The 26,465-nt window shown below is 52.8% G+C and carries 25 protein-coding genes and 2 tRNA genes; 16 read left to right on the top strand and 11 right to left on the bottom strand.

Annotated elements, in window-relative coordinates:
• The first annotated feature begins 21 nt into the window (after positions 1-21).
• The 7 genes from HJG40_RS05635 (at position 22) to HJG40_RS05605 (ending at position 7,448) form a co-directional block, all read left to right on the top strand.
• A complete protein-coding gene (locus HJG40_RS05635; protein WP_215863280.1) occupies positions 22-1,329 on the top strand; it encodes an arsenic transporter in 1,308 nt (435 codons plus the stop codon).
• A gap of 81 nt (positions 1,330-1,410) precedes the next feature.
• Positions 1,411-2,082, top strand: coding sequence for a cupin domain-containing protein (locus HJG40_RS05630; RefSeq protein ID WP_215863279.1), 672 nt, complete (start codon positions 1,411-1,413; stop codon positions 2,080-2,082).
• Between the two features lie 31 nt (positions 2,083-2,113).
• A complete protein-coding gene (locus HJG40_RS05625; protein ID WP_215863278.1) occupies positions 2,114-3,154 on the top strand; it encodes an NAD(P)-dependent alcohol dehydrogenase in 1,041 nt (346 codons plus the stop codon).
• A gap of 149 nt (positions 3,155-3,303) precedes the next feature.
• Entirely contained in the window at positions 3,304-4,935 is a 1,632-nt protein-coding gene (gene pyrG / locus HJG40_RS05620) for a CTP synthase (RefSeq protein ID WP_215863277.1), read from the top strand.
• Positions 4,932-5,777, top strand: a complete 846-nt coding sequence (gene kdsA, locus HJG40_RS05615; RefSeq protein ID WP_215863276.1) for a 3-deoxy-8-phosphooctulonate synthase — start codon at positions 4,932-4,934, stop codon at positions 5,775-5,777. Before pyrG ends, kdsA begins: the two co-directional genes overlap by 4 nt.
• Entirely contained in the window at positions 5,774-7,054 is a 1,281-nt protein-coding gene (gene eno / locus HJG40_RS05610) for a phosphopyruvate hydratase (protein ID WP_215863275.1), read from the top strand. Before kdsA ends, eno begins: the two co-directional genes overlap by 4 nt.
• Positions 7,055-7,112: 58 nt before the next feature.
• A complete protein-coding gene (locus HJG40_RS05605) occupies positions 7,113-7,448 on the top strand; it encodes an FtsB family cell division protein (protein ID WP_215863274.1) in 336 nt (111 codons plus the stop codon).
• Positions 7,449-7,489: 41 nt separating this feature from the next.
• Here HJG40_RS05605 and efp read toward each other — a convergent pair whose 3' ends face one another.
• Positions 7,490-8,050 (bottom strand): elongation factor P, encoded by a 561-nt coding sequence (efp, locus tag HJG40_RS05600; protein ID WP_215863273.1) that lies wholly within the window; start codon positions 8,048-8,050, stop codon positions 7,490-7,492.
• Positions 8,051-8,141: 91 nt separating this feature from the next.
• On the opposite strand from efp, the gene HJG40_RS05595 reads away from it, so the two are divergent.
• From HJG40_RS05595 to HJG40_RS05575, 5 genes are all read left to right on the top strand, one after another.
• Positions 8,142-8,459, top strand: a complete 318-nt coding sequence (locus HJG40_RS05595; protein ID WP_215863272.1) for a gamma-butyrobetaine hydroxylase family protein — start codon at positions 8,142-8,144, stop codon at positions 8,457-8,459.
• Between the two features lie 15 nt (positions 8,460-8,474).
• Positions 8,475-10,334, top strand: coding sequence for an excinuclease ABC subunit UvrC (gene uvrC, locus HJG40_RS05590; protein ID WP_215863271.1), 1,860 nt, complete (start codon positions 8,475-8,477; stop codon positions 10,332-10,334).
• A gap of 15 nt (positions 10,335-10,349) precedes the next feature.
• Positions 10,350-10,937 carry a CDP-diacylglycerol--glycerol-3-phosphate 3-phosphatidyltransferase gene (gene pgsA, locus HJG40_RS05585; RefSeq protein WP_215863270.1) on the top strand — a complete coding sequence of 196 codons (588 nt, stop codon included), beginning with the start codon at positions 10,350-10,352 and terminating at the stop codon, positions 10,935-10,937.
• Positions 10,938-10,958: 21 nt separating this feature from the next.
• Positions 10,959-11,033 (top strand) — tRNA-Gly (locus HJG40_RS05580).
• 39 nt (positions 11,034-11,072) lie between these two features.
• A tRNA-Cys gene (locus tag HJG40_RS05575) sits at positions 11,073-11,146 on the top strand.
• 43 nt (positions 11,147-11,189) lie between these two features.
• On the opposite strand, the gene HJG40_RS05570 is transcribed toward HJG40_RS05575, so the two are convergent.
• Both HJG40_RS05570 and HJG40_RS05565 read right to left on the bottom strand, forming a co-directional pair.
• A complete protein-coding gene (locus tag HJG40_RS05570) occupies positions 11,190-11,699 on the bottom strand; it encodes a GNAT family N-acetyltransferase (protein WP_215863269.1) in 510 nt (169 codons plus the stop codon).
• On the bottom strand, positions 11,696-11,983 hold the full coding sequence (locus tag HJG40_RS05565; RefSeq protein ID WP_215863268.1) for a type II toxin-antitoxin system TacA family antitoxin: 288 nt from the start codon (positions 11,981-11,983) through the stop codon (positions 11,696-11,698). Before HJG40_RS05565 ends, HJG40_RS05570 begins: the two co-directional genes overlap by 4 nt.
• A 226-nt stretch (positions 11,984-12,209) precedes the next feature.
• On the opposite strand from HJG40_RS05565, the gene HJG40_RS05560 reads away from it, so the two are divergent.
• On the top strand, positions 12,210-12,422 hold the full coding sequence (locus HJG40_RS05560; RefSeq protein ID WP_215863267.1) for a hypothetical protein: 213 nt from the start codon (positions 12,210-12,212) through the stop codon (positions 12,420-12,422).
• A gap of 194 nt (positions 12,423-12,616) precedes the next feature.
• A complete protein-coding gene (locus HJG40_RS05555) occupies positions 12,617-13,009 on the top strand; it encodes a hypothetical protein (RefSeq protein ID WP_226857220.1) in 393 nt (130 codons plus the stop codon).
• A 120-nt stretch (positions 13,010-13,129) separates the two neighbouring features.
• Here HJG40_RS05555 and HJG40_RS05550 read toward each other — a convergent pair whose 3' ends face one another.
• From HJG40_RS05550 to HJG40_RS05530, 5 genes are read right to left on the bottom strand one after another with little or no spacing between them, the layout of a single operon-like run.
• Positions 13,130-15,253 (bottom strand): beta strand repeat-containing protein, encoded by a 2,124-nt coding sequence (locus tag HJG40_RS05550; RefSeq protein ID WP_215863266.1) that lies wholly within the window; start codon positions 15,251-15,253, stop codon positions 13,130-13,132.
• Positions 15,250-16,029 (bottom strand): prepilin-type N-terminal cleavage/methylation domain-containing protein, encoded by a 780-nt coding sequence (locus tag HJG40_RS05545; protein WP_215863265.1) that lies wholly within the window; start codon positions 16,027-16,029, stop codon positions 15,250-15,252. The genes HJG40_RS05550 and HJG40_RS05545 overlap by 4 nt, the downstream gene beginning before the upstream one ends.
• The gene (locus HJG40_RS05540) at positions 16,026-16,496 is read right to left on the bottom strand and encodes a prepilin-type N-terminal cleavage/methylation domain-containing protein (protein ID WP_215863264.1); all 471 of its coding nucleotides are present in this window, start codon (positions 16,494-16,496) and stop codon (positions 16,026-16,028) included. Before HJG40_RS05540 ends, HJG40_RS05545 begins: the two co-directional genes overlap by 4 nt.
• The gene (locus tag HJG40_RS05535) at positions 16,489-16,971 is read right to left on the bottom strand and encodes a type IV pilin protein (RefSeq protein ID WP_215863263.1); all 483 of its coding nucleotides are present in this window, start codon (positions 16,969-16,971) and stop codon (positions 16,489-16,491) included. The genes HJG40_RS05540 and HJG40_RS05535 overlap by 8 nt, the downstream gene beginning before the upstream one ends.
• Positions 16,961-18,214, bottom strand: a complete 1,254-nt coding sequence (locus HJG40_RS05530; RefSeq protein WP_215863262.1) for a type II secretion system F family protein — start codon at positions 18,212-18,214, stop codon at positions 16,961-16,963. The genes HJG40_RS05535 and HJG40_RS05530 overlap by 11 nt, the downstream gene beginning before the upstream one ends.
• Positions 18,215-18,679: 465 nt before the next feature.
• Between HJG40_RS05530 and HJG40_RS05525 the strand changes: the two genes are divergently transcribed.
• Together HJG40_RS05525 and HJG40_RS05520 are read left to right on the top strand one after the other, a co-directional pair.
• Positions 18,680-20,308 carry an APC family permease gene (locus HJG40_RS05525; protein WP_215863261.1) on the top strand — a complete coding sequence of 543 codons (1,629 nt, stop codon included), beginning with the start codon at positions 18,680-18,682 and terminating at the stop codon, positions 20,306-20,308.
• A 45-nt stretch (positions 20,309-20,353) separates the two neighbouring features.
• A complete protein-coding gene (locus HJG40_RS05520; protein ID WP_215863260.1) occupies positions 20,354-21,007 on the top strand; it encodes a YidH family protein in 654 nt (217 codons plus the stop codon).
• Here the strand turns inward: HJG40_RS05520 and HJG40_RS05515 are convergent.
• From HJG40_RS05515 to HJG40_RS05505, 3 genes are read right to left on the bottom strand one after another with little or no spacing between them, the layout of a single operon-like run.
• The gene (locus HJG40_RS05515) at positions 20,991-24,065 is read right to left on the bottom strand and encodes an efflux RND transporter permease subunit (RefSeq protein WP_215863259.1); all 3,075 of its coding nucleotides are present in this window, start codon (positions 24,063-24,065) and stop codon (positions 20,991-20,993) included. The genes HJG40_RS05520 and HJG40_RS05515 overlap by 17 nt on opposite strands.
• Positions 24,062-25,078, bottom strand: a complete 1,017-nt coding sequence (locus HJG40_RS05510; RefSeq protein WP_215863258.1) for an efflux RND transporter periplasmic adaptor subunit — start codon at positions 25,076-25,078, stop codon at positions 24,062-24,064. Before HJG40_RS05510 ends, HJG40_RS05515 begins: the two co-directional genes overlap by 4 nt.
• A 23-nt stretch (positions 25,079-25,101) precedes the next feature.
• Positions 25,102-26,421 (bottom strand): TolC family protein, encoded by a 1,320-nt coding sequence (locus HJG40_RS05505; protein WP_215863257.1) that lies wholly within the window; start codon positions 26,419-26,421, stop codon positions 25,102-25,104.
• Between the last annotated feature and the right edge of the window lie 44 nt (positions 26,422-26,465).

Below are 26,465 nucleotides of genomic sequence, written 5' to 3'. Positions count from 1 at the left end.
AATCGTCTGGAGTTTAGCCCCATGCTGGCCGTAGTCATTTTTCTCGTCACCCTGATTTTGGTCATCTGGCAACCCAAAGGGCTGAGCATAGGCTGGAGTGCCATGGGCGGGGCGGTCGTTGCTTTGGCAACGGGCGTCATTACCTGGAGCGATATTCCTATTGTTTGGCACATTGTCTGGGATGCTACCTTCACCTTTGTGGCCCTGATCATTATTTCCCTGATTCTGGACGAGGCCGGATTTTTCCACTGGACAGCCCTGCATGTGGCGCGTTGGGGCGGGGGACGCGGTCGCTTGCTCTTTGTGCTAATTGTCTTGTTAGGTGCTTGTATTGCAGCGGTATTTGCCAATGATGGTGCCGCTCTTTTATTGACGCCTATTGTGATGGCCATTTTGCTCCGTCTGGATTTTTCACCCACAGCGACTTTTGCTTTTATTATTGCAACGGGCTTTGTCGCCGATACCACCAGTTTACCGTTGATGATTTCCAATCTGGTGAACATCGTCAGCGCCAACTATTTTAATATTTCCTTTTCACAATATGCGACCGTCATGGTGCCCGTTGATATTGTGGCATTGCTTTCCACTTTGGCAGTCCTCTGGCTGTATTTTCGGCGCAGTGTTCCGGGTAGCTATCCTACGGCGCATTTGCCGGATCCGGCGACGGTCATTAAAGATCATCTGGTGTTTCGTGCCAGTTTTCCGGTGCTTATCTTACTGTTGGTAGCCTATTTTGTGACGGCGCACTGGAATGTGCCCGTGTCGGTAGTCACCGGAACCGGGGCCTTGATCATGTTGGCTTTGGCAGGTCGCTGGTTGCAGGGTGGTCGCGATGCAAAAATTCCGGTGCGTAAAGTATTGCGCGGTGCTCCCTGGGCCATTGTGGTGTTCAGTCTGGGGATGTACCTGGTGGTATATGGTTTACGCAATGCCGGACTGACCCATTATGTGACCCTGGCACTCCACGATTTTGCCAGCCATGGACCGGTAGTGGCGGCGTTGGGTACTGGTTTTATGGCCGCGCTGCTCTCTTCGATTATGAACAATATGCCCGCTGTGCTGGTGGGCGCATTGGCCATTCATCACCTGCCGGCCACGGCAGATCCTATGCTTCGGGAAATCATGATTTATGCCAACATTATCGGTTGCGATCTGGGGCCGAAGTTTACGCCTATCGGTAGTCTGGCCACCTTGCTCTGGTTGCATGTGCTCAGTCGTAAGGGCGTCACCGTAGGTTGGGGTCAATATATGAAAACCGGTTTGCTCATCACCCCGCCCGTGTTGTTTCTGACCCTGTTGATGCTGGCCTGGTGGTTGCCTCTGGTCTAATGCCCTTGGCGACTTGACGTTTGGGCCGCTATTTCCTAAAATTTATACCAACCAGACGGTATGTAATAACAGGAGATAGTGATGCAGCTCAATACCGATTGGTCCAAAACTGTAGTTATTTACACCCCGGACTTACCCTGGCAGGGTTCTCCGGCAGAGGGCGTTCAGCGCCGTTTGCTGGAGCGGGACGGGGAGGAGACAGCGCGCGCAACTTCCGTGGTACGTTATGTACCGGGTGCCCATTTTCCAGAACATCAACACCCTCTGGGTGAAGAAATTTTTGTTTTGACGGGGACGTTTTCCGACGAGACAGGAAGTTATGGTCCCGGGACTTATTTGCGAAATCCTCCTGGTTCTGCCCATGCCCCTTATTCAGATGAGGGCTGCATCCTTTTTGTAAAGTTGCGCCACTTCAATCCTCGGGATCTGCAGCCGGTACGGGTCAATATGGCCCAGGCGCGTTGGTCATCCGGTCTGGTAGATGGCCTCACGGTACTCCCTCTGGCTGACTTTGAGGGAGAACATACCGCGCTGGTGCGCTGGCAGCCGGAAACTTATTTTCAGGCACATCGTCATTATGGTGGTGAAGAAATATTGGTTTTGGAGGGAACATTTGCCGATGAGCACGGCGAATATCCTGCCGGAACCTGGATGCGTAGTCCCCATTGGAGTGCCCACCAGCCTTTCAGCAAGGAAGGTTGTCTGATTCTGGTCAAGACGGGTCATCTGCCTTTGTCGGCAGATGGCAGTTAAGTACACACAACAAGTGATTTAAGGAGATATTATGACGAAAGCCTATGCAGCCCAATCATCCACCAGCCCTTTAGCTCCGCATGACATAGAAAGACGGCAGCCGGGTCCGGATGATGTCAAAATTGAAATTCTTTACTGCGGTGTCTGCCATTCGGATTTGCACACGGCCCGTAATGAGTGGAAAAACACCATTTACCCCGCAGTTCCCGGTCATGAAATTGTCGGCAGGGTGGTGGCTGTCGGTGACCAGGTCAAAAATTTCAAAGTAGGTGATTTTGCAGGCGTGGGTTGTATGGTGGACAGTTGTGGACACTGCAGCTCCTGTGACGAGGGTGAAGAACAATATTGCGAGAATGGTTTTACCGGAACGTATAATGGCCCGGTATTTGGCGGGGAAAATACGTTTGGGGGTTATTCACAAAGCGTGGTCGTCAAGGAGTCTTTTGTGCTGAAAGTCCGCCATGACGAGAAAAATCTGGCCAGTGTGGCCCCGTTGCTTTGCGCGGGCATCACCACTTACTCGCCGTTACGTCACTGGCAGGTAGGGCCGGGTAAAAAAGTGGGCATTGTCGGTTTGGGTGGATTGGGTCATATGGGCGTCAAACTCGCCCATGCGATGGGGGCGCATGTCGTTTTATTTACGACCTCGCCCGGTAAAATCGAAGATGGTAAACGTCTGGGAGCGGATGAAGTCTGCATTTCCACGGATCCCAAGCAGATGGCTGAGCATTCCAACAGTTTTGATTTTATCCTCAATACGGTGGCCGCTTCTCATAATCTGGATGCCTTTCTGAGCCTATTGAAGCGGGATGGCACTATGACGCTGGTGGGTGTTCCCGCCGAACCGCATCCTTCTCCGGAAGTGTTTAACCTGATATTCAAACGTCGTCAGCTGGCGGGTTCGCTCATTGGCGGTATTCGTGAAACCCAGGAAATGCTCGACTTCTGTGCAGAACACGGAATTGGTTCGGATATTGAAATGATTCCCATGGACTACATCAACACGGCCTATGAACGGATGCTGAAAAGCGACGTTAAATACCGTTTTGTCATTGATATGGCCACCCTGTAACAAGGGAACCGAAAGATGTGCCTACTGGGTCTGCCACAGCGGACCCAGTCACAATAGTCTGTTTCTCCCTTCCTGTGTGTTGTTCGCGTTGTGCCTAAGGTCCGAATTGGCTACCATGCACAGCATCAAGCGCGTGCACGTCGAGACCTATGAGCAAATACATTTTCGTTACTGGTGGTGTGGTTTCTTCGTTGGGCAAGGGTGCCGCCGGCGCGGCTCTTGCTGCGTTGCTGGAGGCGCGTGGGCTCAAAGTAACCATGATGAAGCTGGACCCGTATATTAACGTAGATCCGGGCACCATGAGCCCCTTTCAGCATGGCGAAGTGTTTGTTACCGCAGATGGTGCGGAAACGGATCTGGATCTCGGTCACTATGAGCGTTTCATTTCGACGCGCATGACCAAGCGCAACAATTTTACGACCGGCCTGGTCTATCAGACAGTCATTGAAAAAGAACGTCGTGGCGATTATCTGGGCCGCACCGTGCAGGTTATTCCCCATGTGACCGACGAAATTAAACGCCGGATTCGTATTGGTGCCAGTGATGCAGATGTAGCTTTGGTGGAAATTGGTGGAACAGTGGGGGACATTGAATCTCAACCGTTCCTGGAAGCCATCCGCCAGATGGCCGTGGAAGAAGGGCGCGGCAATACCCTGTTCATGCATCTGACCCTGGTACCTTATCTACCCTCGGCCGGTGAAATGAAAACCAAGCCGACCCAGCATTCGGTGCGCGAGTTGCGCGCTATTGGTATTCAACCCGATGTTCTGTTGTGCCGGGCAGATCGTCCAATCCCGGAAGATCACCGTGCCAAAATCGCCCTGTTTTCCAATCTCACTGAAAAAGCGGTTATTTCAGCTATAGATACGGACAGTATATACCGTCTGCCGTTACTTTTTCATGATCAGGGCCTGGATGATCTGGTATTGCAGGACCTGGGTTTGCAGGCCCCGGCACCCGATCTTGGCGCATGGCAGGGGATTATTCATGCCCTGGAAAATCCCGAAGGGGATATTGTCATTGCCCTGGTCGGTAAATACGTGGGGCTGACCGAGTCTTACAAGTCACTGGCGGAAGCCCTGTTACATGCCGGATTGCGGGCCCGGCGCAAGGTGCATTTTCTCTATGTGGATGCCGAAGATATTGAATCCCAGGGTACGGGCATGCTGGCTGAAGCTGATGCAGTACTGGTACCTGGTGGATTTGGTGGGCGTGGTACAGAGGGGAAAATTACCGCAATTCGTTATGCCCGAGAAAATAAAGTGCCCTATCTGGGAATTTGTCTGGGCATGCAGTTGGCTGTCGTGGAATTTGCCCGCCATTGTGCCGGGCTGGTCAATGCCAACAGTTCCGAGCTCGACCCGGAAACGCCGGATCCGGTGATTACCCTGATGACCGAATGGTCTGATCCCGAAGGTGATACGGCTTATCGGGAAGAGGGCGGTAATCTGGGGGGAACCATGCGTCTCGGCGAGCAGGAATGTACCTTGCAGCCGGACAGTCTGGTCGCTAAAGCCTATGCCCAAACCGCCATTTATGAGCGCCACCGTCATCGTTTTGAGTTCAATAACCGTTATCGTGCGTCCTTGGCGGCAGCCGGTTTGCAGTATACCGGCTTTTCGGCGGATAGTGCTTTAGTCGAGGTGGTGGAATTGCGCGATCATCCCTGGTTTCTGGGTTGTCAGTTTCACCCAGAATTTACCAGTAACCCGCGTCAGGGCCATCCGCTTTTTGATGCCTTCATGGCGGCGGCTGTCACCCAGCGGGAGAAACAGGCATGAATCTGTGCGGTTTTGAAGTCGGACTGGATCGTCCTTTCTTTCTGATTGCGGGTCCATGTGCCATAGAAAGTGAAAAGCTGGCCTTGCAGACGGCAGAAACGCTCCGGGACATCTGTCATCGCCTGAATATTCCCTTTATTTACAAAAGTTCTTATGACAAAGCGAACCGTTCTTCGGGCACCAGTTTTCGCGGTCCCGGCATGGATGAAGGTCTGCGGATTCTCGAAAAAGTGCGCCGGGAGTTGGGCGTGCCCGTCATTACCGATGTCCATGAAAAAGAGGATGTGCAGGCGGTTGCCGAGGTCGTGGATGTCCTCCAGACTCCTGCTTTTTTATGCCGTCAGACCGACTTTATTCAGGCCGTGGCTGCAGCCGGAAAGCCGGTCAATATTAAAAAAGGCCAGTTTCTGGCACCCTGGGACATGCTGCATGTTGCCGCAAAAGCCAAGGCGACGGGTAACGCCCAGATTATGGTCTGCGAGCGGGGCGCTTCTTTCGGATACAATAATCTGGTTTCGGATATGCGCTCCCTGGCAGTGATGCGCCAGACTGACTGTCCGGTTGTTTTTGATGCCACGCATTCCGTGCAACTGCCGGGAGGGCAGGGCGATCGTTCTGGCGGGCAACGCGAGTTTGTGCCGGTACTGGCCAGATCTGCCGTGGCTGCGGGGGTTTCCGGCCTGTTTATGGAAACCCACCCGCGTCCTGCCGAAGCCCTGTCCGATGGTCCCAATGCCTGGCCACTAGGGCGGCTGGAAAGCCTGCTGCGCACCCTCCAACACATCGACCAGTTGGTCAAAGCCCAAGATTTTCCTGAAAATCATCCTGAGGATTTAATATGAACGCCATTGTCCGCATTCAAGGTCGTGAAGTACTGGATTCACGTGGTAATCCTACTGTAGAAGCCGAAGTTCATCTGGAAAATGGGGCCATGGGACGCGCCATTGTCCCCAGTGGGGCATCGACGGGTGAGCGGGAGGCCATGGAATTGCGGGATGGTGGCGCACGTTATGGTGGCAAGGGCGTACGCAAGGCAGTAGAGCATGTAAACGGTGAAATTCAGGATGCCCTGTTGGGGATGGAAGCGGAAGACCAGGAGCATCTGGATGCTGCCATGTGTGCCCTGGACGGTACTGAAAACAAGTCCCGTCTGGGAGCCAACGCCATTTTGAGCGTTTCCCTGGCGGCTGCCCATGCCGCCGCTCACGCCGCCGGACAGCCGCTCTATCGTTATATTGGTGGCCTGGGCCCGGTGCAGTTGCCGGTCCCCATGATGAATGTCATTAACGGTGGTGCCCATGCCGATAATGATGTGGATATGCAGGAATTCATGCTGATTCCTGCAGGTGCGGAATCGTTTTCGGAAGCCTTGCAGATGGGTGTGGAAGTATTTCACAGCCTTAAAGGGGTCTTGCACAAAAAAGGATTGGCGACAACGGTAGGTGATGAGGGAGGTTTCGCCCCGAACCTCCCTTCCAATGAAGCAGCCCTGGAACTGCTGATGGATGCCATTACCCAAGCCGGTTATCAACCGGGTAAGGACATTTGGCTGGGTATGGATGTGGCTTCCAGCGAATTTTATCGGGATGGTCGTTATCATCTGGCCAGTGAAAAACGTGAATTAAGCAGTGCAGAATTTGTGGATTATCTGGCTGTGCTGGCTGATCGTTATCCCTTGATCAGCATTGAAGACGGTATGGATCAAAATGACTGGGAAGGCTGGATTACCCTGACGGATCGTTTGGGCGACCGTCTGCAACTGGTGGGTGATGATATTTTTGTGACGAACACCGCCATTCTGCGTGAAGGTATTGAGCGTGGTGTGGGCAATAGTATTTTGATTAAACTCAATCAGATCGGAACGTTATCAGAAACTCTGGCGGCCATTGAAATGGCAAAAACCCATTGTTATACCGCCATTGTGTCGCATCGTTCAGGTGAAACTGAGGACACGACCTTGGCGGATGTGGCTGTGGCTACGGGTTGTGGACAAATTAAAACCGGTTCTTTGTCACGCACTGATCGGGTGGCCAAATATAATCGTCTTTTGCGTATTGAAGAAGAATTGGGTGAGGTCGCACGTTATCCAGGACTTGCAACTTTTTATAATCTCGACTAAAAGGTAATATTATAGAGCGTTTGCAAAGACGCTTGCGTTTCCTGGAGATTATTTCGATATGTTTGATTGGGCGCAGTTCAAAGTCAAAGTGAATACGGCAAAATCAGAAATGCGCCTGGTTGATTTCATGTTGCTCGCCGCTTTATGTGCTTTGCAATTCCCGCTGTGGTTTGGAACGGGTAGCTGGTTAAATGTGGGTGAATTACATCACCAACTGGAGAGCAAAGAAGTGGTTTTGAAAAAGCTCGAAGCGCGCAATGATCATCTGGAAGCCAAAGTGGTCAGCCTGCAAAGCGGAGATCGCGCCGTAGAAGAGCTGGCGCGCCGCCATTTGGGAATGGTCAGCAAAGGCGAAATATTCGTCTGGGTGATTCCGGCAACGGAAAACTCTTAAATAAACCGTCTGATTCGATTCGGATCAGACGGTTTTGTCATTCAGGCCCGGTCTATATAGGTTCCATCAGTAGTATTTACCCGGATTTTCTCTCCAGAATTCACAAACTGGGGCACCATCACCGTAATACCCGTTTCCATACGCGCCGACTTGTAGGAGCCTGTGGCCGTCTGACCTTTGATGGCCGGGTCCGCTTCGGTCACTTCAAGAACGACCACCGAAGGTAATTCCACCCCAATGGGGCGATCATTATGCAAATTGACCTGAATTTCCGTGTTGGGCAATAAATACCCGGTCTGACCTTCCAACAGGTCTTCGCTGAGAATGGATTGTTCAAAGTTTTCGTTATCCATGAATACGTAACCGGTGCTGTCAGCATATAAATATTGCATGGTTCTGGCTTCCACTACGGCTTTTTCCATGGTTTCACCCGAGCGGAAACGGGTATTGGATTTGGTTCCTGTTTCGATGTTTTTCATTTCGACCTGAACGAAGGCCCCGCCTTTGCCAGGCTTCACAAAATCCGTTTTGAGTACACGCCAAAGCCCTTTTTCATGTTCCAGAATATTGCCGGGGCGAATATCAAAGGCCGAAATCTTCATACCATCATCCTTGTGGGCATTCCCTTTAGAGGGCGTGAATTGTACCCTAGAGGCTTATTTCTGACCAGTCCGCTCCTTTAAGAGGTTTCTCATGTCTGACTCACACACCCAGCCCCTGGAAATTCGTCCCTTGATGATCAGTCGGAAGATGGAAATTGACTGGGCAGATGGACATACCAGTGATCTCAGTTTTGAATATCTGCGCGTAGAATGCCCTTGTGCGGAATGCAAAGGGCACACCCCGGATGAAGCCCGGGTGATCACCGGCAAGGAAGACGTGAGTATTGTCGATGTGCTGCCGGTAGGCAATTATGCCATTCAAATTCATTTCAGTGATGGCCACAGCACCGGGATTTTTACCTGGGAATATCTGCGTCGTCTGGATGCGCAGCAGGCCGAGACAGCATAAAACCCCGTTAAAGTGATGACGCAACAATCCTCCGAAAACTCTGCCAATCAGGAGCTGGAATCTGATGCACCTTTTGATCTCCGGGAGTTTTTGCGCACCCTGACCAGTCAACCCGGCATTTATCAGATGTACGGTGCCGGCCGACGCCTGCTTTATGTTGGCAAAGCGCGCAATTTGAAGCGTCGCGTGAGTTCGTACTTTCAGAAACAGCGGCATAGCCCCAAAACCCTCGCTATGCTGGCGCAGGTGCAACATGTTGAAGTGCTCGTCACCCATACGGAAACCGAGGCTCTGGTGCTGGAGGCGAATCTCATCAAGCGCCATCATCCTCCCTACAATATATTGCTGCGCGATGACAAAAGTTATCCGTATTTGTTGATTGAGACCGGCGAGTCTTTCCCGCAGATGAGTCTGCACCGTGGCACACAAAAGAAAAAGGGGCATTATTTCGGTCCGTACCCGGCGGTGACGGCCTTGCGTGAAAGTATGGTGCTGCTGCAAAAGGCCTTTCGGCTACGGACTTGTGAAGAACCTACGTTTCGCAATCGCAGTCGCGCCTGCCTGCAATACCAGATTCAGCGCTGCAGTGGCCCCTGTGTGGGGCATATTCTCCTTGAAGACTACGCCCGGGATGTGAATGATGCCATCCGTTTTCTGGAGGGCAGGAGTGACGAGGCCATTCGCAATCTGGGTGAAAGGATGCAACAGGCGGCGGAACAGTTGAATTTTGAAGAAGCAGCCCGACGTCGTGATCAGATTGCCGCCCTGTCCAAAATTCAGGAGCGCCAATATGTGGCGCAAGCGGGTGGTGGCGATTTTGATGTGATTGCCCTGGTCCAGGAAAACGGACAATGGGTCATTTTCGTCAGCTTTATCCGTAATGGGCGCCAACTGGGTGGCAGAGCTTTGTTTCCTCAGCATACCGAGGACCTGCGCGGGCCGGATGTCATGGCAGGTTTTCTCATGCAGTTCTATAATAACAAGGATGTGCCGGGGAATCTTTTGATTAACATATTGCCCCGCAACGGCGCTACCGTGACGGAAGCCTTAATAGCCCAGTCCGGGCATAAAGTGGTTATGGATGCGCCGCAGCGGGGGCCCCGCAAACGCTGGATGGCTATGGCACACACCAATGCCGTGGGGGCATTACGTCAGCGTACCCAAAATGCCCATGCGGGGCGGCGGAGAATGTTGTTACTGCAGGAGTTTTTTGAGCTTCCTGAATTGCCGCAGAGAGTAGAATGTTTTGATATCAGTCATACCCGTGGTGAGGCGGCAGTAGCTTCCTGTGTGGTTTTCGGTGAAGATGGGGCGATGAAAGAAGCCTATCGCCGTTTCAACATCCGTGATGTGACCGGTGGTGATGATTACGCGGCCATTGAGCAGGCGGTCTATCGGCGCTATGGACGTCTGCAAAAAGAAGGAATGGCGTTGCCCGAGATTGTTCTGATAGATGGCGGGCCAGGGCAATTGGCACGTGCCGAGGCAGCACTGGCCTTGCTGGAAATTGATGGAATCCAGCTTTGCGGCGTATCGAAGGGGACAACCCGCCGACCCGGAATGGAACTGCTACATGTACCCGGTTGGCCGATGGCCCGGCAGTTGCCGCCTGATGATCCTGCCTTGTTGGTGATTCAGGAAATCAGGGATGAAGCGCATCGTTTTGCGATTACCGGTCATCGCGCGCGGCGCAGCAAAAGCCGTCAGGAGTCAGATCTGGATAACATCGCTGGCATTGGTGCCAAACGGCGCATGGCGTTGCTGCGCGCTTTTGGCGGGCTGAAGGGCGTTCGCGATGCGGGTCTGGACGACTTGCAAAGAGTGGAGGGGATTCATCAGGAATTGGCCCAACGCATTTATGATCATTTTCATTAAGGAAGTTAGCGGACTGTGATAAAGCGTTTACCCAATTATCTGACCATTCTCCGCATTCTGCTGGTGCCTATATTCGTCGCCCTGTTTTATTGGGGGGGCGAAGCAAGAACCTATGCAGCAACGGCTGTTTTTGCCATTGCCGCCATTACCGACTGGGCAGATGGTTATCTGGCGCGACGTTATCAGGGGGTTTCGCCATTCGGAACTTTTCTGGACCCTGTGGCCGACAAGATCATGGTGGTGACCGCCCTGATACTGATTGCCTCTTCGCAAGAAATGACGCCAGTGCTGGCCGGGATTCTCATCAGTGTGATCGTGGGCCGGGAGATTACTGTGTCCGCCCTGCGCGAATGGATGGCGGAACTTGGTGAGCGCAAAAAGGTGGCGGTGTCCTGGCTGGGGAAGGCCAAGGCGACCACCCAGATGCTGGCTATTTTGTTTCTGGTCTATCGCGAACCCATTTGGGGAGTGTCCACCCGCATTGTCGGAATCGGGCTTTTAGTCATCGCCGCCATCATGACTTTGTGGAGTATGCTCGGCTATCTGCAAGCCGCCTGGCCCAGTCTGATGGCTTCTGGCGCTGATCTTGACAAGGATGGGTGATACCTTTATCTTTGCGCCCATGCGGGAATAGCTCAGTGGTAGAGCACAACCTTGCCAAGGTTGGGGTCGCGAGTTCGAGCCTCGTTTCCCGCTCCAATATCGAGGGAAAGTTTTACGCTTTCCCTTTTCTTTTAAGGCTGGGTGGCAGAGTGGTCATGCAGCGGCCTGCAAAGCCGCGTACCTCGGTTCGATTCCGGGCCCAGCCTCCAAATCAATCAAAAACTTACAAGCATATCTCCGACGCACATTGGATTAACGCTGCAATGCGGTATTCCGGGCGAAGCGTCGCGCATCCTTGAGTAGCAGGATGAGTTGCTGATCGTTGTCTGGCGTCGGTTCGAATCCGAAACGGCGATAGAACGCATCGGCATCAAGAGGGTGCGTCAGTAAAGCCCGGATGCCCGCATGCTCGGCAATTGCAAGCGCCCGGTGGATAGCATCTTGCAATAAACTAAAGCCGACACCTTGTTTTTGATAATCAAGATCCACAGCAAGGCGTGCCAGAATGACCAGTGGGATCGGGTAATGACCCATTCCCCGACGAATGCGCTCGGGTGCATCGAGTGTGTCGATTTGGCCTACCGTCAGGCTGAAGTAACCGGCAACACGCGTTTCATCACAGATCACGAAGGTTCTCGCCGAGCCACCACCTTGCGCCTGGCGAGCGTGGCGCAACAGCCAGTCGTTGAGACCGGATTTTCCGCAGTCAAAATCTTCCAGCCGATGTTGCACATCGAGTGGCTGCGGTGCTGACAAGCTCATTTCTTGGTCCACACCGGAGGTCGGGAGAACAGGTCGGCTAATCCGGGGTTGTCAGTTTCAGGCCGATCCAGCATTTCCAGAATCGCTTGATACTGTCTGCCGGTCACCATGAACAGGCGCTGGTCGAGCAGGGTCTGCTCGGCAGCCTGATAAGCAGCATCGAGAATGAAATCGGTCAGCGATTTATGGGCGACCTCGGCGGCGCGACGCAGCACAGTTTCCTGAGCCGGTGTCGCACGCAGTCCGAGGCGGGCAGAGCGTGTCGTAGCATTGGTGGTCAGCATGGTAACCGTCCTCGTGGTGTACATTGTACTCAACGTTAGTACAAATGACGCTGATCGTCCAGGCGTCGAAGATTATACATTTCATCTGTCCAAAGCCGGATGACCTGCCAGGTCTGATGTCGGGTCTAATCGATTCCCATAAACGGATGAAGGCGGGAAATGTTTCACCGATCATCCATGCAGCAGCGATTGCCTACGGTTTTGTACGAGCAGGAAACGCCAAGTTTTGGAACACCTGCGCCATATACGGGGGCGTGTGGATCAAATCGCTGAGGATATGGGCGAGCTGAAACACCGTATGTCTGGCCTGGAGCAATCTATGACTCTGGTGAAGCGTGAGATTAATCTGAGTGAGGAAACCGATGCCAGGCAGCAGATCACGCCGGACAAGCTGGCTGAGCGCGTCGGACGCATTGAGCGCCGTCTCGAACTCTCTTGACCCGAGAAAATCTGCCATCATCCAATGTTAAATTGAGGGCAGTACTGTGAGTACGGTCAGAGACATTGATGGTTTTAGACGCGCTGACGGTCACGTAGCGTGAGGGGCTGAGGGTAACCCCCCTCAAAGAACTTGAACAAAAGCGCCTATTGGGGGAGTGTCACTTTTTTTGACCAAGAATAAGGACCTCAATAGTGTGCCATAACCTCCTGCAGGACCCCAAAATATTTCAGTGGTTGTACCGCGTAGATGAAGCCCTTGCCGAAGAAACCAGGACCACCCGCTGTGACTGTGGCGGGAAGTGGCATCGGGCAGACTATCCGCGCAAGCCCAGAGGCTGTTTACGGGATATCAGAATAGCGTACGCCTCGCGTTTCAGTTTCTGCTGTAGTCACTGCCGCAAGCGCAGAACCTCTCCTTCTGTACGGTTTTTCGGGCGCCGGGTCTATCTGGCCCTGGTGATCCTGCTGATGGCTGGTCGGCTGACCGCCAGAACACCGGGTGCCCAGGCGGTTTGTGCGCTGCTCAACGTGCCCGGACGCACCCTGCGACGCTGCTGGACTGGTGGCGGCAGGACTTTCCCATGAGACGTCTCTGTGGAAGGCAGAAGTAGCCTGCTATCTGCCACACAGTCTGCTGACCCGGTTTGCGGGTCCACCATACAACCTTGGTTACCAACAACGAGGCAACAAGCGAATTGATTTTACTCACTCCCAATACAGTGAACGCAGAACTAAAGAAGATGCGGTGGATGAAGCTGGTGCCGTACTGCTCCATGTGGGTGGAACCGTTGCGGTGAATGTTGAAGGTAGATTCTGTACGTTGACGGTAGTACTTGCACCGAATGAGTTTGTTCCACTATCCATACCCGCTGACGTCAAGTATCCATAAATTGTTGTACTGCCACTGGTGTTGATGACATCTCCAGCAATGACATCTCCATATACGACAATGCTGGCCCCAAGGCTTACATCTCCGCCAGCGAGTAGAGCAATATTTCCTACTGACGCAGGATTGAAGGTCGATGTGGAAGACGTACCGCAAAAGTTAGAAGGATTGATAGTGGTTGCCCCAATGCCTAAAACTCCACCGGTACTGTACCCGGTATTCGTGCATACATTTTCTGGAGGCGTAGTGCCGCCCGCATAGTTGACAGCATAAACCCGGCTCTGACCGGCTGTTGTTATATTACCGGTTGCAATGATACTGTTAAAATAGGTTCCATCCGCGACGTTAACGTTGCCCGAAAACCACAATACACCGGGGGCAATGTCTGATGTCGACCCAGTATTTCCTTCCAGCTTCCACGTCCCGTTACTATAATTGATATCGGAATTATAGGCACTGTAACCGTTGCCTATTTTATAGGCATTGATGAATGTTGATGGTTGTGTATTGCTGGTGACCAAGTAATCGTTGGTTCCACCACTATCATAAAGATAGTAAGTACCATTGGGGATGCCATTGACATTATTCACGAGTACAGTGGCGGATATCCCATTTACTGAATCGCTTGGCGGTGGAGTGAAAGCATAATTAGCTAGACTCTTCATGGCAACAGCGTTCACTGCTGGTGACGATAGGGTTGCGGCGGTTAGTGGAGTTATGGGAACTTGCAACCCCGGTGTGTGGGTGAGATTTACGTTGAGATTCGAACTGGGAAATGAAATAGATCCGCCAACATCGCCGCTCGCGGCTGAACCATTACTAGACTCACTATAATTACCTTGAACATTAGCTGTCCCTACCGTGGCATTAGTAGCAGATACGTTAGCCTGGGTAGATAGATTGCTTACCGATGTTCCAGATTGCAACGTTACATCACCAATAGACGTTATCGTACTCACTTTTGAACTGGAGTTGAGCGTCGTGGTACCGTTTGTCTGAATGATCTGGGCATTCACACTGCCACCGATGGTCACGTTCTCAAGCGATTTGAGAGAGCCATAATTGCCAGAACCAGTGATGGTTATGCTTTGATCGGAAAATAGATTACCAGAACCACTGCTGCCGCTCAAAGTCATTGATTGCGTGGATATGATCGTGTTGAATCCAGAAAAACTACCGGAACTCCCTAAGGTCCCTTTGGTTGAAAGGCTGCTATTTGACCCGCCAATAAGGTTTATACTTCCGCTGAATGTGGTATTCCCGCTCAGGTTTACAGGAACATTCCCCTGAATACTCCCCGTAGAACTACCGGAAGGTCCCAACCCAAGCACCGCAACTGCAGTCGCACGCGCGTGCCCACTGGCACCCTGGGATACGATGGTAATCAAGCCTGGAGCTGATGCCGTATGGGGATTGCTAAGGGAGTCTGCTGGCATAAAGGAATTGCTGAGCACGTATGCGCTGACAGTGGCTCCAAGAAAAGGCGCCGTATTACTTAGTGTGGCTTGTGCCATTGTCCCGGCGTGCATGTAAACTGCCACGCCACCATTGCCACCGTTGGGTATCGGCGTGCTGGTTCCGGCACTGCCCAGCAACCCGGAAACAACTCCTGTTGTAAGATTGCAGAGTCCACCTAAAAGCCCCCCCAGTAAACCCCCACCCTGGGTACAATTCGATGAGCCATTGCTGGCATCGTCAGGGTGTTGATAAATATCGTTAGCATATTGTGTCAATGCAGAAACCCCCACCAGTGCGGCGACACGAGCCTGATTATCATTACTCATCTGGTATGCGCTGGTCAGGGCTGTTTTAGTGGTGGATAAGGTACTCCAGGCAATAAAACCCAATAAAATTGCCAGAACAATCACACTGAGCAATAAAACTGCTCCAGACTCTCCGTTGCTGACAGGCATGTTTTCTTGCGATCTGACTTTATGATTCATTGAGGTACACATACACTCACCATTGTCTGGGAAAGTCCACGGGCCGCTGCTTTTACGGCAATCAGGGCATTAGCACCATTATCAGGAAACCCAAGACCCATACAGGCGGTGTTACTGACGGGACCAGAAAAAGACCAGCCATTACCCACCGGGTAATCCGTAATGGCTGAGGCAGATTCGTTGCCGGTACAGGCAGTACCACCCGTCACTGCGTAGAGCATGATGCCCCCGGTAATTGTCAGCGTTCCGGTACAGGCGACAGGGACCCCGCTATTATTCGTATACCAGCCAAAAGTTGCAGAGTCCGGACTGATGTTTAGTCCGGTAATGGAAGCTATGGTACTGCTGGTAGTGGTGGTATTGCCGTTAGTGCTGCTGGGCTGGCCCAAAAGGAGGGTATCCAGAAAGTTCGTAACATCGCTATAAATACCGCTAATCAAACCGGTATTGCAGGTTCCGAACAACAGATTGCCGATGAGGCCGAACAGATTGAAAGGTTGTACCGGGGTTGAAGAAGATATTGTTGCCGCTGAAAAAGTGATGGCGTCCGCATTGCCGGCGTTGGCCAAAGTCGTGTTCAGGGCGGCTTTCATGATCTCGGTCTGAATAACGCGCTGGGTCAGATAGTGGGCCGTGATCTGATTCTGGTAGGCGGCAGACATGGTGGTGAAGACGCCCACGCTGAGAATGGCCGCAATAGCCATGGCAATGAGGATTTCAATCAAAGACAGGCCCGCTTCCAGATGAAATGTGCTGGCGTGAGTGGGTTTATTCACGGCAACCACCAGGCGAGATTGTTTTGTGACGAATTTTGTGATGAAGAGGGCTGTTGAATAGACTGCAGTTGCACCGAAACTGTTGAGGAGACCGGCGTTGCCCCCGATGCGGGCGTATAACTGGCTCCCAGAAGAAATTGGGCCAGATTGGTCACCACAGTCCCCACGATACCTATCAACCCGCCGCTACAACTGGATGATTGCCCCGGCGGAGGAACGGTAATACTGACTGATACAGAGGTTGTTGTGACGCCCTGAATCTGGGAGGAAATAGTCGCCGCACTGATATTGGCATTAGAACTGTTCGTCATTCCATATTGCTGGGTATTGAGTACCTGTTCTGCTGTGATGATTTGCTGGTTGGAGCGTACCAGAATGGCGGCAATACCCACCGCTGCAATGACAAATATGGCAGCAGCAATCATGACCTCCGTGAGGCTGAAGCCCTGTTCTTGACTATTATTCAAAGGAAACCGTCTCGCCAGTGGCATTGCGTATGCTCCAGTTCAAAGGAGGGACCGTGTTGACTGTCTGCGGCAGGATGGAGCACGCCGGAGTCGTAACGGGAATCCCTTTGGGATTGAGTGATAAGCAGCTCAGCACCTGGTTGTTCAGATACAGTGTATTTCCCGACGGCAAGTGATAAGTCTGATAATATCGATCGCTGCCCAAAGCACTGATCGTCAGTGTTGTCGCGCTCTTGCCAGCAGAAGGCGTCACGGTTAGATTGGCACCTTCGTCGGTCAGTGCTGTTACGTATAATTGGGCAATAGCCGCCTTGCTATTGGCAAGTGCCGTACCTTGTTTGGCTTGAGAAACCTGATAACCATAAAAGGGGATCGCAATACTGGCCAAAATGCCGATGATGGCGAGGAGCACGACTAATTCCACTAAGGTCATACCCCGTTGATGGGGAGGCTGAACCCAATGTTTACCCCCCATGCGTCACCACTGCGCCCATCTTGAAGATCGGCATGTACATGGCAATGACTAGGGTGCCGACAATCACACCCAGCACCACCATGATCATGGGCTCCATGAGGGTGGAGAGGCGATTCACGGATTCTTCCACATCGTTTTCGTAAAAGTCGGCGACTTTGGCGGACATGGTTTCGATGGCGCCGGTTTCTTCGCCAATAGACAGCATTTGCGTGGCCATGATGGGAAAGACGCCATCGGTTTTGAGGCGGGTGCTGATACGACCACCGGCGGCGACGTCATTACGGGACCTTAAGACGCTTTTTTCAATGACCACATTGCCGGAAACTTTCGAGAGAGTTTCCAAGGCTTCCAGAATAGGCACCCCTGCCGCCTGCATGGTGGACAGGGTACGCATGAAGCGGGCGACAGCGCCTTTCAATAAAATGTCACCGAGCACCGGAATTTTCAGGGAAATCCGGTCAATGACGGTTTTGAAGGGCAGGCTGCGCTTGTAGGTGAAAATAAACAGCCAGACGGCGGCAATGGGCAGTAGCACCACAATATACCAGTGACTTTTCATCCAGTTGGAAATGTTGATGACAATCTGGGTGAGCAGGGGCAGGGTGGCCCCAAAGCTGCTGAACAGTTGCGAAAATACCGGAATCACGAAAATCATCAAAATTACCACCACTACCAGCATGACGGTAATGATGGCTGCCGGATAAAACATGGCGGATTTGACCTTTTTGTTGAGGGCCAGGGTTTTTTCGCGGTATTCGGCCAGACGCAGCAAAATGGTGTCGAGAATACCGCCTTGTTCACCGGCGGCTATCAAGGAGACAAACAGGCGGTCAAAATATTTGGGGAAATGCGCCATAGACTGCGAAAGAGACTCGCCTTCTTTAAGATGCTTTAGAATACCCTTGAGCAATTTTTTCATGGCTGCGCCCTGGGTGGCGGTAATCAGTAATTCAAAAGCCTGTACCAACGGTACTCCGGCGTTGATCATGGTGGAAAGCTGGCGGACCATGACGACCAGTTGGGCTTCCTTGACGCCTTTTTCGCCAAACAGGGGCTGCGGAACTTTGCGGATGGTAACCGGTACAAGCCCCTGCTTGCGCAGGGAAGCCCGCACCACATTGGCGCTGGCAGCGTTCATTTCGCCTTTCTTTTTGTCCTTGGCGCCGGGCAGGGTAGCTTCCCAGACGAAGTCGTAGGTCTTCGCCTCTTTTACCGCCGTCTTTTTTCCTAGTGCTGTTGCCATACAAGCTCTCCTCGTTACTCGAAGCGTTATCTAGCCTAGATATAAAAAAAAACAACCTGTGTAAAGCGCGTTGTGTCCTCCTGTGCCAGGTTGTCTTCCGCCGCCAGTGGATCGGCGCGCAACCAGTGCAGAAATTCCCGCTTTCACAGGAAACCCATAATCAGTCAGAACCCGTGTGATCTTGTTCATTGGAGAACAGCGATACGTCAGGCTGGGACTCGAAATGGGCATCACAGGGGAGCAAAGAGGTCCCCTTACGTCTTGCCGTTGCGTTTTCGACTTTTTTGCGCATCAGCATGATAAATTAGAATACTTCTTCGTACTGCAATTTATATAAAAATTGACTTTTTTATATAAATATGAGATAAATATAAAAAATTATATTCAACATTTTTTATTATAAAAATAAATACCATTTGTCCAGCTGCAATTTTTTGTCATATTTTTTAATCAGGAGGTTCGAACATGCCTGTGTCCAGGAAATCCGACACTTCTCAAAAAAATGCGCTAAAACGTGAAGGCGGACTTGTTGGCCTGATATTAGCTTGTGTAGGTGCATCTATTGGCTCTGGCTGGTTATTCGGGCCCTTGTTCACGGCGCAAATGGCAGGGCCATTGGCCATTGGTTCCTGGATTCTCGGGGCGGCGGCCATTCTTTTGTTGGCCTTGGTGTTTGCCGAGTTGGCACCCATGATTCCGCGTGCCGGGGCGGTGGTTCATCTGGCTCATGTTGGCAATGGACCTATTGTCGGGCATATGTGGAGCTGGATTTTATTTCTTTCCTACGCTTCCATCGCCCCTCTGGAAGTGACGGCCGTATTGACCTATGCCAACAATTATTATCCGGGTCTGTTGCAGCCGCATACGGATTTGCTGAGTAGTTTTGGATTTTTGATTGCCGTGATTATGCTCGGCTTGTTTGTGGTCACCAATTTCATGGTGATTGGCTGGGTACTTAAAGTCAATAATGCGGCGACCTGGTGGAAAATTGGTATTCCTTTATTAACGGCGGTGATGTTGATTGTGGTGGCCTGGCATCCTGGAAACTTTCATGTGCGCGCCCACAATACCTTGACGGATGTGCATGGCATGTTTATCGCGATTGCCAGCGGTGGGGTCATATTCAGTTTGCTGGGTTTTCGTCATGCCATAGATTTGGCCGGGGAAAGTAAAAATCCCAAGCGGGATGTGCCTATTGCGGTTGTCGGTTCGGTGCTGATTGCTTCGGCAGTTTACATCGCCGTTCAGGTGGCCTTTCTCGGTGCGGTGAATCCTGCGGATATTGCTAAAGATGGATGGGTGCATTTGCATTTCGAGGGGGTGAATGGTCCCTTTGCGGCCTTGGCAGCGGCGGTGGGGATTGGTTGGTTGGCGACATTACTGTATGTGGATGCTTTTATTTCGCCCGCAGGTACCGGGCTGATTTACACGACTACTGCGGCACGGGTCACTTTGGCTACGGCTGAAACCGGCGCAGCCCCCAGGTGGCTGAATAAAATCAATCGGCATGGCGTTCCCTGGGTGACACTTATTCTCTTATTCTTCGTCGGCATTATATTCTTTCTGCCTTTCCCATCCTGGCAGAAAATGGTCGGATATATTGCCTCCATGACGGTGCTTTCGTACTCTATCGGGCCCATTGCCCTGATTCAGATTCGCAAGGCCATGCCGAATCTGGAGCGTTCATTTCGTTTGTGGGGGGCACCGGTGCTGGCCCCTATCGCCTTTGTGGTATCTACCTGGATTGTTTACTGGTCAGGTTTGCGCACGCTGAACTTTATTTTTATTACGTTATTTGTGTTATTAGCGATTTATGCGCTTACTGGAATTTTTCGAAAAGGTCGCTGGGCAGAAATGGGCTGGCAATATATGTGGTGGATATTTCCCTACTTTATAGGGATGTGGGCCATCAGTTGGATTGGACCCAAAGATCTTGGCGGTCTGGGTTATTTGGCATTTTTCCCCAGCATGGGGGCCTTGGCGGTTTTGGCTCTCAGCGTATTTTATCTGGCTATTCGTGAGTCTGTAGCAGATAAAACCATGCGTGTATATATGCGTCAATTTGGTAATAAAGTTCCTCCAGTTGCTCCTTAGATAATGATGGAATCATGACCATGGCCCAAAGGCTCGCCAGATAATATGCTGCTGCTAAAACACCTGCCCAGTGTGCGCGAGCCCAGGCTTTATCTGAGCATGGAAAGAACCTACCTGTCTTACTTGAAATTTCTGTTTATAGCCTTTGGTACCGGTATTCTTTCCAAAAAAATGATCTTGTTACTGGCTGCTTTGCATTTTTATGGGCTGATTCCATTTTTCCAGGATTTGTATAAGCTTTTGACCTGGCCGGTGCTGATCTTATTGTTTATGGTATTTTATTTTTTTGTGCATGATCTGCGTTATATCAATCGGGGAGCCCCGGTCACTGCAAAAGAAATTCAGGATCCACGTATTTATTTTTCGGCGGAGCGCACTTTTCTTTCCTGGATCAGAACCGGGATCAGTATCGTGATTTTCGGTTTTGTGATGGAAAAGTTTGATTTTTTTCTGACCAAGCTGGCGCTGATGATGCACCGGGTGATTACGTTGCACGCGAGTTTTTCAGGAATGAGCATTATTTTCCTGATATTAGGGATTATTAATATTGCTGTTGGACTCGGTGGATTTATGCTCACCGTTTATCAGGTGGAGCATGGTGCCTATCATCCCCACCATAAATTATATGGATTTTATGGCTTGTCTTTGTTGGTCTGTTTATCATTGTTGAGTTATTTGCTGATCAAGATTTCGATTTGAACGAATCTGACTGCTGCGTCATGAAGGCGCTATACAGTACGGGAGCCAGCCACAAGGACATGAATATCGAGAGTAGCAACCCACCCATGACCGCAATGGCCAAAGGCTTCAGTAAATCAGTGCCATGACCAATGCCGATAGCCAGAGGTAAAAACCCGAAAACATCCGCGAGCATGGTCATGAGAATGGGGCGCAGGCGCTGTCGTGCCGCAAAGGCCACCAAAGCCGGGCGGGGATGGGCACCCCCGAGTTGGCGGGCACGTGCAAAAATCAGAATGACATTGTTGACGGCAATCGCAAAAACCAGCAATACGCCCAGAAAAGCCGTGCTGTCGAGCTCTAATCCACAAATCCACAACAAAAGCAGGGAGCCAGGTGCTGCCAGGGCGATGGAAAGAAGCGCCGCTACGGCGGCGCGTTGACTACTGAACTGAAATCCCAGCAGGATCAGCAGTAAACCCAGCGCGCCGGCCAGAATCAGCGCCATCTGCTGAAAGCTTTGACGCTGTTGGCGATAGTAACCCCCCAGTACCGGGGTGATGTTGCCGGGCAAGTGCATTTGGGTGATGATTTTTTTGGCCTGAAGGGCAGCCTGGGCCAGACCTTCTCCCGGCTTTGGTTGTAACCACATATAGGCATCAGGCACCAGATTCTGATGGGTCACAAAGGGAATGGCACCTTGAATGTGCAGGGAAGCAATGCTGGAAAGAGAGGTCATGGCCCCATTGGGCAGTTGGATAGGCAGCGCGGACAAGGTCTGCGGGGTCTGCGGCTGCCCCGCCAGTTTAACGCGAATAGGCAGTATTTGTTCGCCATGCAGCAAAAATCCCGCTTGTCTTCCCCAGAAACGGGTCTTGAGCTGATCGGCAATATCCGGCGGGGTAATGCCATAAAGTGCGGCCATGGGCGTGGGGGTGATTTCCAACTCAGGCCCTGCCGATGGAGACTTGAAGTTGACTGATGCAAAATCATGGCTGTTTTTCAGGGCGGCAGCCAGCCGTACGCCTTCACCACGCAAAACGCTGGAAGCGGAGCCGAACAGATAAATAACCAACGGGGCGTGTGCGCCCGAGAGGTTTCCCAGACGGACAATCATGGTCTGATGCAAAGACAGTCCGATCAGATTGGGGGCCATGCTGCGGTATTGTTTGCGCAGTTCTGCCATTACGGTTTCGGTGCTGTCGGGATGATCCGGTTTGAGGACGATGGTGATGGCACCTTTGTTGGCAGGTGCATGCCGGAACTCGAAACCACGGCCGACCATAAGGGACGCACGCTGCACATTGGGATTGTGCAGTGCTACCTGCATGAAAGCGCGGCCGATCCGGGTGGTTTCGGCAACGCTGCTGCCCACCTGGGTGCGATAGGGTACAGAAATAATGCCTTCATCCCAGTGTGGGAGAAACGCGGTCGGTAGGACCATGAGTGCCAATCCGGCGGCCCCTGCCAGTATGGCGACGGGAAAAATGGCCCAATAAGGGCGGCGCATCCCGGCGATGAGCCATTGACTGTAGTGCCGGCGCACCCAGCGCTCCGCATGGTGTAAACGTCGGGAAGGTGAGGTCACACGACCGGCGAGCCACGCGGTCAGAATCGGTGTGACCAGCAAGGCCACCAGTTGTGATGCCAGCAGGGCAATGACGATGGCCAAGGCCATATGACGGAACAGTAGCCCCAGGGTGCCGGATAAGAAGAGCAGAGGCAGAAATACCAGACAGGAGGTGAGGGTGGCGAGACTCATCAATGGTAAAATACTGGCGCTGCGGCGCAACGCCAGTTGGCGACGCTGCGAAGTTTTCCCTTGCAGGCCATGGAGACCGCGTTCGACCACGACGATGGCATGGTCTACCAAAGCACCAATAGCTGCGGTTATTCCCCCCAGAGTCATGATATTCAGGCCATATCCGAGCATGTGCAGGACCAGGAAAGTGGCAGCCAGTGCCAGAGGTACTACGGCCAAAGTCGCCAGAGCTCCGTCTAAACGTCCCAGAAAGGCCAAGACGACCAGCCAGGCAATCAGGCTGCCGAGCCCCAGGGCAATCCAGACATCGCGCAGGCTGTGACTGATCAGGTGGCTGAGATCATAAATGGGTACCAGATGGACGCCCGGGGGGAGATGTTTCCGCAGGGAGTTCAGACGTGTTTGCACGGCGTGGGCGACGCTGACGTCATTGGCGCCGGACTGTGAAAGTACGTCAATGATCAGGGCGTGTTGATAACCGGGCACGGCTGCTTCACTCAGCAGCGGGGGCGGCCCGGTATGCACCCGACCCAGGGCGCCCAAGGCCAGCGGAGTGCGGGCACCGGAAGCATCGGGTGGCCCCAGTGGCAGGGTCAAGGCGGCCAACGTCTGATCGTTTTCAGGCCGTGCTGTCGTCGCCAGAATCAACTGCTGATGATAGGCGTGCAGAATCCCTGAAAAAAATGGACCTTGGGCGGATTGCAAGGTGTTGATGACCTGCTGGGCACTGAGGTGATGCTGCGCTAACCGTGCCGGATCGAGGTCCACATGCACCTGCGGCCAGCCGCGACCGGTGCCCTGCACCTGATATACCCCGGGAATGGACAGTAGAGCCGGTCTTATCTTAAAGGCAAAAGTGGGCATCATTGCCGAACTGCTCTGCTGATTGGACACCAGGGCATATTCAGCAAATGGATAGGTATAGGGCGCCATGCGGATCACCCGCAGTTGCGCACCGGCGGGCAGGCGGTATTGAGCCAGGCGTGCTTGCAGCATCAGGTATGCGGTTTGCGGGTTGGTTCCTGGTTCAAAATAAATATTGAGCTTGCTCAGGCCGTTACCGGTTTGAGAGCGGACCAGGCGCACCCCTGGTTGACCTTTTGCCAGCGCTTCCAGGGGCTTGGTTACCTCCACTTCCATGAACTTGACGGGCAGGCTGCCGTCATTGACGAGGACGGCCACTCTTGGAAAATTGACGTTCGGAAAGACACTTTCCGGGAGATTCTGCAGGGCAAACCAGCCTGCACCCAGCAATAATAATGCGCTGAGCAACAGGCTGAAGCGATTGCTCCAGAGAAAATGCAGATATGCCCTCATGGTTGTCGCTCTTGTACCGGGGTGCCGCTGATCAAGCGATCATTGGCGCTGATGATGACCTGCTCGCCTGTTTGCAGAGCGCCCTGTACCCAACTTTGTCCAGCCTGACTGGCAACAATATGTACAGGAACAGCCATGGCTTTGCCTTTGCGGATAACAAACACCTCGATCTGTGCGGCATGCATCACCACAGCGGCGGTAGGAATCTGGAAGGCGTGGCCTTGAACTTGCTGTACTTTTGCCTGCAGCCATTCGCCGGGCAACGCCTGGCTTTGTGCGGGCAGATCAATATAGACGGACACCAGTCCCAGATGGCGGGCGCTTTGTCCTATGGAACGGACGTGTCCCAGGCCGTGCCAGTCGGCACCGTGCAGTACGACGGTGCTTCCGGGGCGTAAGTTGCGGGCGAGGGAGGGGGTGACATAGGCCTGTGCCCAGGGTTTTCCGCGACCATCCAGAGTCGCAATGGCTGTTCCGGAATTGACTACGGCCCCTGCCGGAACCAGGTAATGTAAGCTGCCCGCAAAGGGCGCGCTGAGGGTTTGTTGGGCGGCCTGCGCCTGTAAAATGCGCAGATGCGATTGCGCCTCTGCCAGCGTCAACCGACTGGCCGCGACATTTTGTTGGGCAATGACGCCATCCTGATACAATTTCTGATCGCGCAAATACTGACCTTGTGAAAAGGCGATCTGTTTTTGGGCGGTCTGGATGCTGCTCTGCAGCCCGGGTGCCGCGATCCTGGCGATGATCGTTGCGGCTGCTACGGGTCCATCGGGGAGCAGCGGACCGAGGACGCGTCCGGTAACCGGTGCGGTCAAAGTGGCGGCACCATGACTTTCAACCCGGGCCAGCAGGGCGCTTTGCTGAATGGCAGCACTTACCCTGACCGGAGCCGTCCGCACGGGTATGGCCGCTCCCCAGGCGCTCTGAACACTCAAGAGGAGCAGAACACCTGAAAAAATGCGGAAGCAGTAAGGTAGTGTTACCCGATAAAAACGTGTTGCTAATATCATGCAGTTAAGCTTCCATGATTGAATTATCTTGAGGATGCAAGCTGTTCCGGCAGGACGCCGCTGTCCAGAACCAGTTGTGTGCGACTTAAACGGGCGCGAATCATCGCGTTGCTAGCCTGCAGTTGAGCCTGGACCCAGGCATCTTCAGCTTGTTGCAAGGCTAATGCGCTCTCGGCACCGGCCAGATAGCCCTTGCGGGTCATGGCGTACACCGCCTGAGCACTGTGTTCGATTTTCCCGGCATCTTTCAGGGCAATGCGAGCCGCCCGGGCGGCCCCGGCGTCCTGTGCCAGACGGCTGCGGATCTGCATTTGCAGAGCAGATTTAGCGGCCTGCAATGCCGCAACCTGTTCTTGGGCTGCCGCAATCTGATCGCGGTTACGACCAAAGCCAAAAATGGGCATCTGCAGGCTGAGGCTGGCCTGCCAACCTAACTGCGCACTATGAGGTATGGTCGCCGTATCGACTCCGTAAGCGGCGTTGGCACTCAATACCGGTAAGCGGGCACTTTGATGGAATTGCAATTGGGCGTGTGCCGCCTGAATTTGCGCATCTGCTGCTCGGAGTAAGGGTTGCGCCTGCATGGCTCGACTCTGGATTTTGGATAAATCGGGTAACGGCTTGAGTGGGCTGCTGACTTTTGCCAGTGCTGGTAAATGGCTTCTGAGCCCTGTTTGTAAGGCCAGAACCTGACGTATGGCCACACTTTGGGCCAGGGTTTGTTTCAGTTTGCTCTGGAGGCGCAGCACATTCAGTTGCGCCTGCTTCAGCGCCAGGCGGGAACGGGTACCCGCAGCATAACCATCCTGGGTGGCTTGAAATACTTGCCTGGCAGCAACGCGGGCGCGTCGCCAGATTGCAATCATATTATTACTCAGAGCCAGCCGGTAATAGGTCATACTCACTTGTGCGGCCACTGCCAGGCGGGTTTGCAGCAGATGAAAGTGTTCAATAGTGACCTGATCTTTGCTCAGTTTGCTGAGTGCCCGGGTTTGCGGCGCATAAATGGGAACATTCAAACGAATTTGCCCGAGCATTTCCCGTGCGCCATTGGCACTGACAAAAACAGGCTGACCGGCGCGGGATTGGGTCCAGATAGTGGCCGCATTCAGGGAAAGAGCGGGTAGCAGTCGGGCTTCGGCACTGCGACGGAGATCTTGCTGCGCTTCCAGTTGATGCCGGCTTGCCTGAACGGTCGCCTGATTATGCAGGGCGCTGTTAATAGCCTGGTTGAGCGTCAGGGGGGCCGCATGGGCGCCAATAGATATGCAGCCCAAGCTTAAAGCCAGTAGCCAATTTTTGGCAGCAGAGCGACGATTATCCGGGGTAAATTGAAAAAGCATTTTTTCTCGACTATCTGCAAAATGTGGTTATGAGTAGAGTGGTT

It is taken from the genome of Acidithiobacillus concretivorus, from assembly GCF_018853445.1.
GTDB classification, from domain to species: Bacteria; Pseudomonadota; Gammaproteobacteria; order Acidithiobacillales; family Acidithiobacillaceae; genus Acidithiobacillus; species Acidithiobacillus concretivorus.
The sequence above is the reverse complement of the archived record's forward strand: the minus strand, read 5'-3'. Positions and strand labels throughout refer to the sequence as shown.